A 13,280-nucleotide genomic window follows, 5' to 3' on the forward strand; every position below is an offset into this window, starting at 1 on the left:
GACTGCTCCAACATGTGCCACGAGCCTTCCGGCACGGGCATGCGGGGCAGCATCGGCGTCGGCAAGGGCACCGTCACGCTCGACGATTTCACCAAGGCTGATGCCATCTTCATCTTCGGCCAGAACCCGGGGACGAATCACCCGCGCATGCTCGGTGAGCTACGCGAGGCCTCCAAGCGCGGCGCGGCCATCGTCTCGTTCAACCCGCTGCGCGAGCGCGGGCTGGAGCGCTTTGCCGATCCGCAAAGCAAGATCGAGATGCTGACGCTGGGCTCCACGCGCATCAGCACGGAGTACCACCAAGTCCGCATCGGCGGCGACCTGGCCACCGTCAAAGGCATCATCAAACACGTGATCGAGCGTGACGACGTGGCACGCAGCCGCGGAGAGCCTGCCATCATCGACCACGCCTTCATCGCCCAGCACACCGGCGGCTACGACGCCTTCGCCGCCGACGTGCGCGCCGAATCGTGGGCAACCATCGAAGCCGAATCGGGCCTGCCAGAACACGAAATCCGCCAGGCCGGCGACACCTACATCAAGGCCGGCAGCGTCATCGCCTGCTGGGGCATGGGCATCACGCAGCACAAGCATTCTGTGGCGACGATCCAGATGATCGTCAACCTGCTGCTCCTGCGCGGCAACATCGGCCGCCCGGGCGCCGGCGCGTGCCCCGTGCGCGGCCACAGCAACGTGCAGGGCGATCGCACCATGGGCATTTACGAGAAGCCCGCCCCCGCGTTTCTGGATCGGCTGGAGCAGGTCTTCGGGATTCAAGTACCGCGCGAACATGGCTACGACACCGTCGGCGCCATCGAGGCGATGCGCAATGGCGCGGCGCGCGTGTTCTTCGCCATGGGCGGCAACTTTGCGGCGGCCACGCCGGACACCGCCGCCACGTGGGCCGGCCTGCGCCAGTGCGACCTGACCGTGCACGTAACCACCAAGCTCAACCGCAGCCACATCGTGCACGGCAAGGCCGCGCTGATCCTGCCCTGCCTGGGCCGTACCGAGGTCGACCAGCAGGCTGGCGGCACGCAAGGCGTGACGGTGGAAGACTCGATGAGCATGGTGCACATGTCGGCAGGCATCAATCCGCCGGCCTCGGCGCATCTGCTGTCGGAGCCGGCCATCGTGGCGCGGCTGGCGGAAGCCACGCTGCCCGAGAGCACCATCCCGTGGCGCTGGCTGGTGGAAGACTATGACCGCATCCGCGAGCGCATCGAAGCCGTGTTCGACGACTTTGCCGGCTTCAACGAGAAGATCCGCGTGCCGGGCGGCTTCCGCCTGCGCAACACCGCATCCGAACGGGTGTGGAGCACGCCGTCGGGCAAGGCGGAATTCCACACGCACGCCGTGCCGACCGACACGCCAGTCCATCGCGCCCGCGAGCGCCATGCGGATACGACGGTCTTCACGCTGGCCACAATCCGCTCGCACGACCAGTACAACACCACGATCTACGGCATGGACGACCGCTACCGCGGCGTGTTCGGCCAGCGCCGCGTTGTCTTCATCAACAAGGAAGACCTGCACACGATCCGCATGAAAGACGGCGAGTGGGTCGACATGGTGACGCTCTCCGAAGACGGCACCACGCGCCGCGCCGATGGCTTCCGTCTGGTGGCGTATGACATCCCGCGCGGGTGTCTGGCGGCGTATTACCCCGAAACCAACCCGCTGGTGCCGCTCTCTTCCGTCGCTGACCAGGCTCGCACGCCGACTTCAAAGTCGATTCCGGTGATGCTGGCGCCGAGCCAGGTCGAGCGCGCTGCGGATACCCAGGCCGCCAACACGGCAGAAGCCTGATGCCAACCGAGCCGGCATGGTCTGCGCTGCAACTGGCGCTACTGGCCGCATTGCGCGAGACCGATGCAGGCAAACCGGTGTCGCTGCCGTGGCTGACCAAGCGCGTAGGCGAGCGCGCCAGCACAGTACTGCGCGCGCTGCATCCGCTGGCTGATGCTGGCCTGCTGCGCGTCGCCATGGACGACACACGCTGGCTCATCGTGCTGCTCGACGCCGGCCGCGTTCTGCCCGATTTCACTGCATGACTTTTCTGCCCCGCCACCCCGCCGGCTTGCCCGTCGTTTCCACCATCGCGACGAAGCGCACGCGCGCCGGCACGCAAGAAGACACCTCCACCGCTGTCGCCGATGAAGCACCGGTCGCGCTGGTCTTCAACGGCATCACCCATGCAGTGATGATGGCGTCGCCAGCCGACCTGGAAGACTTTGCACTGGGTTTCGCGCTGTCTGAAGGCATCATCGACAGTCGCGCCGATTGGCGTGGTGCAGATGTGGAAGCGCATCCGCATGGGCTTGAAGTGCATGCGGAAATCGCTTCGCATTGCTTCGTGCGGCTGAAGGAACGCCGCCGCGCGCTGGCCGGCCCAACTGGCTGCGGCCTGTGTGGCATTGAAAGCCTGCAGACGTTTGAAGATGCTCCGACACCGTTGGGGCCGGCTGCATGGCTGGCGTCATTGACCGACGCACAAGTGCTGGACGCCATGCACGCGATGACGGCGCATCAGCCGGCCAACGCGCTCACCGGCGGCTTGCATGCCGCGGGCTGGGTACCTGCAGACGGCAACGCGCCGCTGCATGTGCTGGAAGACGTGGGCCGTCACAACGCGCTGGACAAGCTGATCGGCCGGCTGGCCCGGCTCGGCATCCGCCCCGCAGACGGGTTCATCGTCATGACAAGCCGCGCGAGCTTCGAACTGGCGCGCAAGTGTGTGCAGGTACAGGTGCCGCTACTGGCAACAATCTCCGCTCCGTCCTCGCTGGCGATTCGCCACGCCAAGGCCGGACAGCTGACACTGCTGGCGTTCTGCCGGGGTGATGGCGTGACGCGGTTTGCGTAGCGCACAGCACGCCCGAGGCTAAATCTCCACCTTGCTCCCCAGCTCAACCAGTCGGTTGGCAGGAATCCGGAAGAAGTCCGACGGTTTGGCGCTGTTGTGCTGCATCCAGGCAAACAACGACTCCCGCCACATCGCCATGCCGGGCAGCGGCGACGGCACCACCGTGGCGCGCGTAATGAAGAACGAGGTTTCCATATCCTCAAAAACGATGCCCAGCCGCTCACCGACGTTGCGGACGATCTCGTCAACGGCTGGTGTTTCCTTGAAGCCGAAATCGACCACAGCGGTGTGGATATCATCGCCAATGGTTTTGATGGCCAGGCGCTTGGCAGGGTCCACATACGGCACGGCCAGCGTGCGGAAGTGAATGAACAGCACGCGCTTGTGCAGCACGTGGTTGTGCTTGAGGTTGTGCAGCAACGCCAGGGGCACGAAGTCGATGCTGGGCGTGAGATACACGGCCGTGCCGTCCACCCGATACGGAGGATGGCGCAGCAGCCCTTCCATGAACGGCTCGAGCGGAATGCCGCCTTCCACATTGCGCGCCTTCAACAGCTGCGTGCCCGAGTGCCACGTCACCATCAGGAAGAAGATCAAGCCACCGAGCAGCAGTGGGAACCAACCACCTGCGGCAATCTTCAGCAGGTTGGCGGAGAAGAACGACAGATCCACCGCCAGGAAAACCGCGCCGATGCAGGCCACCAGCGACAGGCGCCACTTCCAGGCGTTGCGCATGACCACCGTGACCAGACCCGTCGTCAGCACCATGGTGGTCGTTACCGCGATACCGTAGGCCGCTGCCAGATTGTCGGATTTGCCGAAAGCCAGCACCACCGCCACCACCAGCACCAGGAGCATGTAGTTCACCACCGGCACGTAGATCTGGCCGATCTCCACATCCGACGTGTAGAGAATCTTCATGCGGGGCGCATAGCCCAGATGCACGGCCTGCGCCGTCATCGAAAATGCACCTGAGATGACTGCCTGTGACGCAATGACGGTGGCCGCGGTGGCCAATAGCACCATCGGGCCCACTGCCCAATTCGGCATCAACAGAAAGAAGGGGTTCTGCACAGCGCTTGGCTCACGCAGGAGCAAGGCACCCTGGCCAAAGTAGTTCAGCAGCAGACACGGCATGGCAATGTAGAACCACGCGTAGCGGATCGGGCGCGCGCCAAAGTGGCCCATGTCGGCATACAACGCCTCGGCGCCGGTCAGCGCCAGAAACACCGAGCCGAACACGATGAACGCCAGCACCGTGTGCCGAAACCCGAATTCAATGGCGTACACGGGGCTCAGCGCCACCAATATCTGCGGCGACTTCACCACCGAAACTATCCCCATCAGCCCCAGCAGCACGAACCAAATCACCATGATCGGCCCGAAGAGGCGCCCAACCACGTGCGTGCCCTGCTTCTGGATCAAAAACAGGGCGATCAGTACGATCAGCGCGAGGGGTAACACCCATTTCTGCAACGCGGGCGCCATGATCTCCATGCCTTCAATGGCGGAGAGCACGGAAATGGCGGGTGTGATGACGGCATCGCCATAGAACATGGCGGCGCCCAGCAGGCCGAGCAGCATCAACGTGCGTGTGAACCGCGCGCTACCGCTGCTCGCACGCATGGCCAGCGCCGTGAGCGCCAGGATCCCGCCTTCGCCGTTGTTGTCAGCGCGCATGACGAACAGCACGTACTTGATGGACACCACCAGCGTCATCGCCCAGAACAGCATCGACAGGATGCCGAAGACGGTCTGATCGGAAAACGGAACCCCATGCTCGGGGTTGAAGCATTCCTTTAACGCATACAGGGGGCTGGTGCCGATGTCCCCGAAGACCACGCCAATTGCGCCCACCATGGTGGCCATCAACGCGGGATTTTTCTTGGTTTTACTGGCTGCGGCGGTCGTCATGGGTAGGCTGCGACTGGAACGACGGGGGCACACGCAATTTTCGTGCACCGTCTGCGGCGCTGGCTTTACGGTGGGCCGAGTGCGGCAGAAGCCACTAAAGCTTAGGTGAAAACGCTCGGTTTTGCGCGGGTGTTTGCACCGATGGCGAGCCTGCGCGAACCCTGCTGAACGTCAGAAAACGACGGGGCTACCCGGTCCGAAAAGAAAGCTTAAAAAAACAGACTTTGACGGGGAGACGCGCCAAGCATATATTCACCAAACGATCGTTTGGCCGGTTAGGCCGGGTCTGCCTGCTGCGTTTGTATTTGGCCGGCGGCCGATCGATTTCTCAACTTCACGACTCAAAATCATGGCTACTGGTACCGTCAAGTGGTTCAACGACGCAAAGGGTTTCGGCTTCATTACCCCGGATGATGGCGGCGAAGACCTTTTCGCACATTTCTCCGCTATCAACTCCGCAGGCTTCAAAAGCCTGAAGGAAGGTCAGAAGGTGTCGTTCGAAGTCACGCAAGGCCCCAAGGGCAAGCAAGCTTCGAACATCGTGCCCCAGTAACTAGGAGCACGCGGGCGCGGTAGCCCGGTTTTGGCTTGCCGCGCGAGGTTTCCTCGCGCGTGTATTGGCCGGGATATTCCGCCAGGCAGGTTGTTCAGTACGTGTTTGCCATCAAGCAGTCGGATGGCCGCCGGAAGCGGTGGCCTGGTTTGACGAACCCCTATTGGGAGCATGCAATGGCCAGCCGAATTGAAGAGAACGCCGTTCAATATGATCCGCCCGCCGGGGCAGTTGCAGAAATGCATGCTGCCCCGAGTTTCATTCGGGATTCGGAAATCCACTTTTCGCGCTCGCAGACATTCCATGAAGGCCAGCGCGTCAGCTTTGATGTAGAGATTGGGCCCGATGGCGAACTGATTGCCGTCAACATCAAACCGATATGACACGCCGGTTTCAACTCAGCATGTTCAAAAGAAAAAGGGAGGCATTGCCTCCCTTTCTCATGGGTGATGCGCCGGCTTACTTGGCTGTCGGCATCACGAACTCGGCGCCCTTGGCAATCGAATCCGGCCAGCGTTGCATCACACTCTTGTAACGCGTGTAAAAACGCACGCCTTCTTCGCCATAGGCGTGGTGGTCCCCGAACAGCGAGCGCTTCCAGCCGCCAAAGCTGTGCCACGCCATCGGTACCGGAATCGGCACGTTGATCCCGACCATGCCCACCTGGATCTGCCGGGCAAATGCGCGCGCCACACCGCCATCGCTCGTGTAGCACGACACGCCGTTGCCGAACTCGTGCGCGTTGATCAGTTTCACCGCCTCGGCAAGATCGTGCACGCGCACCACCGAAAGCACCGGCCCGAAAATCTCTTCCTTGTAGATCGTCATGCCCGGCTTGACGTGGTCGAACAGCGTGCCACCCGTGAAGAAGCCCTCAGCATGGCTCTCGACCGTGTGGCCGCGGCCGTCCACCACCAGCTTGGCGCCCTCTTCCACGCCCTTGGCGATATAGCCTTCGACCTTGGCCTTGTGCGCAGCCGTCACGAGCGGGCCCATTTCGCTGTCGGCTTGCATACCGTTGCCGATCTTGAGCGCACGGGCGCGCTCGGCAAGGCGCGGGACGAGCTTGTCAGCCACGTCGCCCACTGCCACGGCCACAGAGATCGCCATGCAACGCTCGCCGGCCGAACCGTAGCCGGCACCGATCAGGGCATCCACCGCTTGGTCGAGGTCCGCATCGGGCATGACCACGAGATGGTTCTTTGCGCCGCCCAGGGCTTGCACGCGCTTGCCGCGCTTGGTGCCCTCGGCGTAAATGTATTCGGCGATGGGCGTGCTGCCGACGAACGAGACGGCCTGCACATCCGGATGCTCGAGCAGCGCATCGACGGCATCCTTGCCACCCTGTACGACGTTGAACACGCCATCGGGCAGGCCAGCCTGCTTGAGCAGGTCGGCAATCATCAGACTGGGGGTCGGATCGCGCTCACTCGGCTTGAGGATGAACGTGTTGCCGCACGCCAGTGCCACCGGCGCCATCCACATCGGCACCATGAACGGGAAGTTGAACGGCGTGATGCCGGCCACCACGCCCAGCGGCTGGCGCAGGTTCCAGTTGTCGATGCCGCCGCCAATGTTGTCGGTGAACTCGGTCTTGAGCAGGTTCGGAATGCCGCAAGCAAATTCCACCACTTCGATGCCGCGCGTGACTTCGCCCTTGGCATCGGAGAACACCTTGCCGTGCTCCCGCGTGATGGCTGCAGCCAGGGCATCCTGGTTCTGGTCGAGCAGCTCCTTGAACTTGAACAGAACGCGCGAGCGCTTGAGCGGCGAGGTCTCCGCCCAATCGGCGGCGGCCGCATGCGCCGCGGCCACGGCGGCGTCCACTTCGGATTTGCCGCCCAGCAGCACCTGCGCGCTCACGGCGCCCGTGGCGGGGTTGAACACATCGGCGCTGCGCGTGCCGGTGCTGGCATGGCGTTGCCCGCCGATGTAATGGCTGATGACGGATTCCGTCACGGCGGGATCAATCGGTCGGTTCATTTCAGGCTACCTCTTGCAGAACGGTGCGAACGGTGTCGAAGATGCGCGCGATCTGCGCCTCTTCAATGATGAGCGGCGGGGAGAACGCCAGGATGTCGCCGGTGTAGCGCACCAGCACGCCACGCTCCAGGCATTTCAGGAAGACTTCGTAAGCCCGCGCGCCCACCGCGCCCGGCCGCGATTCCAGCTCGATGCCGGCGACCAGGCCCAGGTTGCGGATGTCCTTCACATGCGGCGCACCCTTGACCGAATGCGCCGCTGCTTCAAACACCGGCGACATCGCACGCGCGCGCTCGAACAGCCCTTCGCTGCGGTACAGATCCAGCGCTGCGACCGCCGCGGCCGCAGCCAGCGGGTGAGCCGAATACGTATAGCCGTGGAACAGCTCGATCGCACCTGGCGCGCCGGCATCGACGACGGCGTCGTGCACCGACTGGCGCACGGCCACGGCGCCCATCGGCACGGCGGCGTTGTTGATGCCCTTGGCCATCGTCAGCAGATCTGGCGTCACGCCAAAGAATTCCGCTGCCGTTGCCGCGCCGAGGCGGCCAAAACCGGTAATGACCTCATCGAAGATCAGCAGGATGCCGTGCTTGTCGCACAGCGCGCGCAGACGCTCCAGATAGCCCTTGGGCGGCACCAGCACGCCGGTGGAACCCGCCAGCGGCTCGACGATGACGGCAGCGATGGTCGACGCGTCATGCAGCGTCACAAGGCGCTCCAGTTCGTCGGCCAGGTGCTCGCCCCAGGCCGGCTGGCCCTTGGAAAACGCATTGTGCTCAGGCGCATGCGTGTGCGGCAGGTGGTCCACGCCCGGCAGCAGGTTGGCCGAGAACGCCTTGCGGTTCGGCGAGATGCCGCCCACCGAGATGCCGCCGAAACCCACCCCGTGATAGCCGCGCTCGCGACCAATCAGGCGTGTGCGCTGCCCTTCGCCCCGTGCGCGGTGGTAGGCCAGCGCAATCTTGAGCGCCGTATCCACCGCTTCCGAACCCGAGTTGACGAAGAAGATGCGGTTTAGCCCCTCCGGCATGATCTCGGCGACTTTTTCTGCCGCACGAAACGCCAGCGGGTGGCCCATCTGGAAGGTGGGCGCGAAATCCAGCGTGGCGGCCTGCGTGGTGATGGCGTCGACGATTTCCTTGCGGCAGTGGCCGGCATTGACGCACCAGAGACCCGCCGTGCCGTCCAGCACCTCGCGGCCATCGCCGTCGCGATAGTACATGCCCTGGGCCGACGTCAGCAGGCGCGGCGCGGCCTTGTACTGGCGGTTGGCCGTGAACGGCATCCAGAAGTAGGACAGATCGGTGGTTTCCAGCGGGTGCGGTGCGGGTTTCATCGGTCACTCCGAAAAAACAGCGAAAGGGAATGGACTGGCAAGCCAGCCGTTGGAGCAAACTGTACAGAGTCAAATCCGACACGGACATGCACAGATGGCGGTTCTATAAGAAACTGTATAGGCGTCCACCACCGCATCCCCGCTGCATCGCAACATGCAACTCGAACTCGATCCTTCTCATCCCCAGCGTACGTTGGTCGACCAGATCGTCCAAGGTATTCGTGCGGCGGTCGACAGCCACACTCTGCTGCCAGGCACGCGGCTGCCTTCCGTGCGCAAGTTGGCCCAGGCCCACGATGTGAGCACCTTTACGGTGGCGGAGGCCTATACACGGCTGGCGGCACTGGGCGCCATCGTGGCGCGGCCGCGCTCGGGCTACCTGGTGGCGGCGCGCACCCCCACCCAACCGGCGCCCGTGGCCCCTCGCTGGGAGCCGCCCACACTCAACGCGGCGTGGTTGCTCTCGGATGTGTTTGCCGATCGCTCCATCGCCATCAAACCGGGCTGCGGCTGGCTGCCGAACGACTGGCTCGACGAGCGCGGCGTGCAGGAAGCCATGCGCGCGGTGAGCCGTGTTTCCGCGCTTCGGGTGGCGGGCTACGGTCACCCGTGGGGTTATGCGCCGCTGGGCGAATATGTGGCGCAGTCGCTTGCGCTGCGTGGGCTGCCGGTGGAACGCTCGCAAGTGCTGCTGACCAGCGGCGCCACGCAGGCACTCGACCTGATCGTCCGCACCCTGTTCAAAGCCGGCGACGTCGTCGCCGTGGATGATCCGGGCTACTGCAATGTGCTCCAGGTGCTCAAGCTGGCCGGCCTGCGCGTGGTCGGCGTGCCGCGCACACCGGATGGGCTCGACACAGCAGCATTGGAAACCATCCTCCGCGCGGACGATACCGACCGGCCGCGCGCCCTTTTCACCAGTTCCGTGCTGCAGAACCCCACCGGCTCTTCAATGACCGCACAGAACGCTTATCGCGTGCTGCAACTGGCCGAACAGCACGGCCTGTGGATCGTTGAAGACGACTTGCACCGCGAACTGGCCGACCCGGCCGCGCCGATGCTGGCCGCGCTCGACGGCCTGCGCCGCACGCTCTACGTGAGCGGCTTCTCCAAGACGATCTCGCCGTCATTGCGCGCGGGCTACGTGGTGGCCGACGCCGCCATCACGCGCGAACTTGCGCGCACCAAGATGGCAGTGGCACTCACCTCGTCGGAGATCACCGAGCGCATCGTGCACGCTTTCGTCACGCGCCCCGTCTATGGAGAGCACGTGGCGCGGCTGATTGCGCGGCTTGGCGAAGCTCACACGCACGTCGAAGCTCTCATGCGCCAACATGGTGCCGAATTGTTCGATACACCAGGGCGCGGCCTCTTCCTGTGGGCCCGGCTGCCGGGCCACGCAGATGCCGCTGCGCTGGCCAATCGGGCCATCGATCACAACATCTGGCTTGCACCGGGACAGTATTTCCGGCCGCATGACGAGCCCAGCCCGTGGCTACGCTTCAACGTGGCGTACTCCGCCGAACCTGCACTCTGGGAATTTCTCTCGCGCGCGTAACGGCGCTGTCCGCATATGTCGCAATGACGTATTGCATGCAATCAATCACGTTACGGGCACTCAAACGTGATTCGCGTGAACGGAAGGTTGCAGCGTCACAAAAGCGCGACACGATGCGCTGTCGCCTACCGTTCTCTTGCGCCGTACCGATTCCCAACGCCACTTGCAGCCAGCCTGCACAAGGAGTGCCATGGACATCAAGACCGTCCGCGAAACCGCGTTCGCAATGCCGCTCACGAGCCCCGCGTACCCGCCCGGCCCGTACCGCTTCATCCATCGCGAGTTCTTCATCATCACGTACCGCACCGACCCGGCCAAGCTGCGCGCCATGGTGCCCGAGCCGCTGGTGGTGCCTGAACCGCTGGTCGCCTACGAGTTCATCCGCATGGCCGACTCCACCGGCTTTGGCGATTACACCGAGAGCGGCCAGGTGATTCCCGTCACCTACGAGGGCAAGCCCGGCACGTACACGCTGGCGATGTATCTCGACGACCACCCGCCCCTGGCCGGCGGCCGTGAAATGTGGGGCTTTCCCAAGAAGCTCGCCACGCCCAGGCTCGTGACGGACAAGGACACCCTGATCGGCACGCTCGACTACGGCCCCGTGCGCGTAGCAACCGGCACCATGGGGTACAAGCACCGTGAGCTGGATCTGGCTGAGCAGAAACGCCGCCTGGAGCGCCCGAACTTCCTGCTCAAGATCATTCCGCACGTGGACGGCAAGACCGCGCGCATCTGCGAGCTGTCGCGCAACTACATGATTGATGTCGACATGAAAGGTGCCTGGACGGGCCCAGCATCGTTGGAGCTGGCGCACCATGCGCTGGCACCCGTGGCCGAACTGCCTGTGCTGGAGATTGTCGAAGCCCGGCACATCATTGCAGACCTGACCCTTGGCATGGGCGAGGTCGTGTTCGATTACCTCGCGCAGTAACGCCTGCCCGACGCCATCCTTTTTTCCGTCAACCCTCGGAGTACACACATGTCTGATTTGAAAGGCAAGGTCGCCGTCGTCACCGGTGCCGCAAGCGGCATCGGCAAGCAGATCGCCCTCACGCTCGCCGGCTCGGGCGCGGCCATCGCCATCGTTGACCTGAACGAAGACGGCGCCAAGGCCGTCGCCAAAGAGATCACCGATGCGGGCGGCAAGGCGATCGGCCTGCGCATGGACGTGACCGATGAACAAGCCGTAGACAGCGGCATCGACCGCGTGGCTGAAGAGCTCGGCTCGGTCGATATCCTCGTTTCGAACGCCGGCATCCAGATCGTCAACCCGTTCGTGAGCTACTCGTTTGCCGACTGGAAGAAGATGCAGGCCATCCACGTCGATGGCGCGTTTCTGACCACACGTGCCGCGCTGCGCCACATGTACAAGGACAACCGTGGCGGCGTGGTGATCTACATGGGCTCGGTGCACTCGCACGAGGGTTCGCCGCTCAAGTCGGCCTACGTGGCGGCCAAGCATGCGCTGCTCGGCCTGAACAAGGTGCTGGCCAAGGAAGGCGCCGCGCATAACGTGCGTTCGCACGTGGTGTGCCCAGGTTTTGTGCGCACACCGCTGGTCGAAAAGCAGATTCCCGAGCAGGCCAAGGAACTCGGCATCAGCGAAGACGAAGTCGTGAAAAAGGTCATGCTGGGTGATACCGTGGACGGCGTGTTCACCACGGTGGAAGACGTGGCCGAGACGGTGCGCTTCCTGGCCACGTTCCCGAGCGCCGCGCTGACCGGCCAATCGTTCGTGGTGAGCCACGGCTGGTTCATGCAATAAGTCTCTGCACACGCAAGGAGGTTGGAGGAGATATGCCCGCACCCAAACTACGCGTGGCCGCAAGCAAGCGGCCCACACCGGCAGAATCGTCGCGCCCGGCAGATGCACCGCTCACCACGGCACAGCGCATCGTGCTGCCGGCGTACGAGAACATCGCGCTGGTGCTGCAAGGCGGCGGCGCGCTTGGCTCGTACCAAGCCGGCGTGTTCGAAGGGCTGGACGAAGCCGGCATCGTGCCGAACTGGATTGCGGGCATCTCCATCGGGGCGCTGAATACGGCCATCATTGCAGGCAATGCGCCCGAGCATCGGCAAGCAAAGCTGCGTGAGTTCTGGCAGATCATCACGCAGCCGACGTTCTCGCCGCCGCTGCCTGACATCCTGGAAAACGCCTGGTTTGACGGCAATGCGCATCTGCGCAAATGGCTGACCGCCATGCAAGCCGCCGATACGCTGCTCGAGGGCCAGCGCGGCTTTTTCACACCGCGCTTTCCCGCTCCCCTGCCAGCCAACGAAGTCGACCCGCTCGAAGCCAGCTATTACGACACTACGCCGCTCAAGGCGACGCTGGAACGCCTGTGCGATTTCGACCGCATCAACGATGGCGGCATCCGCGTGTCAGTGGGTGCCGTGAACGTGCGCACAGGCAATCTGGAAGCGTTTGATAACACCGAGCGCCGTCTGCGCGCAGAGCACTTCATGGCATCGGGCGCGCTGCCGCCGGGCTTTCCGCCCGTGCTGATCGACGGCGAGTATTACTGGGACGGCGGTGTCGTCTCCAACACGCCGCTGTCCTATGTGCTTGGCACCAAGCCGCGCCGCGACACGCTGGTGTTTCAGGTGGACCTTTGGAGCGCGCTGGGGCCGGTGCCCAATACGATGATCGGCGTGGCCAGCCGGCAGAAGGACTTGCAGTACTCCAGCCGCACGCGGCTTACTACCGACTGGATGGAGCGCTCGCAATCGACTCGTCGGTTGATGCGCAAGCTGCTCGATCACCTGCCACCCAAGGAGTTCGAGCGCACGCAGTGGTACAAGCACGCGCAGGAAATGGCCTGCACCAAACGCTACAACGTCTTCCACCTCATCTACGCCGCCAAGGAACATGAAGGGCCGGGCAAGGACATCCAGTTCGGGCCATCAACCATGCGCGACCACTGGGCCTCGGGCCTGGCGGATATTCGCGAATCGCTCTCGCATCCGGAGTGGCTAGAGATGCCCGACAACGACACGGGCTTCGTCACGCACGACATCCACCGCCATCCAGGCGTGGAGCGGGAAGACAAGCGGCTCTGAGCAA

12 protein-coding genes are annotated in these 13,280 nt (G+C 63.8%); 9 read left to right on the top strand and 3 right to left on the bottom strand.

Annotated elements, in window-relative coordinates; translation table 11 throughout:
• The 3 genes from BM136_RS11125 to fdhD all read left to right on the top strand — a co-directional run.
• On the top strand, positions 1-1,809 hold a 1,809-nt coding region (locus tag BM136_RS11125; RefSeq protein ID WP_092971899.1), incomplete at its 5' end, for an FdhF/YdeP family oxidoreductase.
• On the top strand, positions 1,809-2,054 hold the full coding sequence (locus BM136_RS11130) for a hypothetical protein (RefSeq protein ID WP_092971900.1): 246 nt from the start codon (positions 1,809-1,811) through the stop codon (positions 2,052-2,054). The genes BM136_RS11125 and BM136_RS11130, both read left to right, overlap by 1 nt.
• Positions 2,051-2,866 carry a formate dehydrogenase accessory sulfurtransferase FdhD gene (fdhD, locus tag BM136_RS11135; RefSeq protein WP_092971901.1) on the top strand — a complete coding sequence of 272 codons (816 nt, stop codon included), beginning with the start codon at positions 2,051-2,053 and terminating at the stop codon, positions 2,864-2,866. Before BM136_RS11130 ends, fdhD begins: the two co-directional genes overlap by 4 nt.
• A gap of 18 nt (positions 2,867-2,884) precedes the next feature.
• Here fdhD and BM136_RS11140 read toward each other — a convergent pair whose 3' ends face one another.
• Entirely contained in the window at positions 2,885-4,780 is a 1,896-nt protein-coding gene (locus BM136_RS11140) for a potassium transporter Kup (protein ID WP_092971902.1), read from the bottom strand.
• 349 nt (positions 4,781-5,129) lie between these two features.
• On the opposite strand from BM136_RS11140, the gene BM136_RS11145 reads away from it, so the two are divergent.
• On the top strand, positions 5,130-5,333 hold the full coding sequence (locus BM136_RS11145; RefSeq protein WP_004627322.1) for a cold-shock protein: 204 nt from the start codon (positions 5,130-5,132) through the stop codon (positions 5,331-5,333).
• 176 nt (positions 5,334-5,509) lie between these two features.
• Positions 5,510-5,716, top strand: a complete 207-nt coding sequence (locus BM136_RS11150; RefSeq protein WP_092971903.1) for a S1 domain-containing protein — start codon at positions 5,510-5,512, stop codon at positions 5,714-5,716.
• A gap of 76 nt (positions 5,717-5,792) precedes the next feature.
• Here BM136_RS11150 and BM136_RS11155 read toward each other — a convergent pair whose 3' ends face one another.
• Positions 5,793-7,316 carry a CoA-acylating methylmalonate-semialdehyde dehydrogenase gene (locus BM136_RS11155; RefSeq protein ID WP_092971904.1) on the bottom strand — a complete coding sequence of 508 codons (1,524 nt, stop codon included), beginning with the start codon at positions 7,314-7,316 and terminating at the stop codon, positions 5,793-5,795.
• A gap of 1 nt (position 7,317) precedes the next feature.
• Positions 7,318-8,655 (bottom strand): omega-aminotransferase AptA, encoded by a 1,338-nt coding sequence (locus tag BM136_RS11160; RefSeq protein WP_092971905.1) that lies wholly within the window; start codon positions 8,653-8,655, stop codon positions 7,318-7,320.
• Positions 8,656-8,809: 154 nt separating this feature from the next.
• Between BM136_RS11160 and BM136_RS11165 the strand changes: the two genes are divergently transcribed.
• From BM136_RS11165 to BM136_RS11180, 4 genes are all read left to right on the top strand, one after another.
• Positions 8,810-10,213: an aminotransferase-like domain-containing protein gene (locus BM136_RS11165; protein ID WP_092971906.1), complete on the top strand. Its 1,404-nt coding sequence runs from the start codon at positions 8,810-8,812 to the stop codon at positions 10,211-10,213.
• Between the two features lie 190 nt (positions 10,214-10,403).
• Positions 10,404-11,147, top strand: a complete 744-nt coding sequence (locus BM136_RS11170; RefSeq protein WP_092971907.1) for an acetoacetate decarboxylase — start codon at positions 10,404-10,406, stop codon at positions 11,145-11,147.
• 48 nt (positions 11,148-11,195) lie between these two features.
• Positions 11,196-11,981, top strand: coding sequence for a 3-hydroxybutyrate dehydrogenase (locus tag BM136_RS11175; protein ID WP_092971908.1), 786 nt, complete (start codon positions 11,196-11,198; stop codon positions 11,979-11,981).
• Between the two features lie 32 nt (positions 11,982-12,013).
• Positions 12,014-13,276 carry a DUF3734 domain-containing protein gene (locus BM136_RS11180; protein ID WP_024978708.1) on the top strand — a complete coding sequence of 421 codons (1,263 nt, stop codon included), beginning with the start codon at positions 12,014-12,016 and terminating at the stop codon, positions 13,274-13,276.
• Positions 13,277-13,280: the final 4 nt, after the last annotated feature.

Source organism: Ralstonia sp. NFACC01, from assembly GCF_900115545.1.
Taxonomy (GTDB): Bacteria; Pseudomonadota; Gammaproteobacteria; order Burkholderiales; family Burkholderiaceae; genus Ralstonia; species Ralstonia mojiangensis.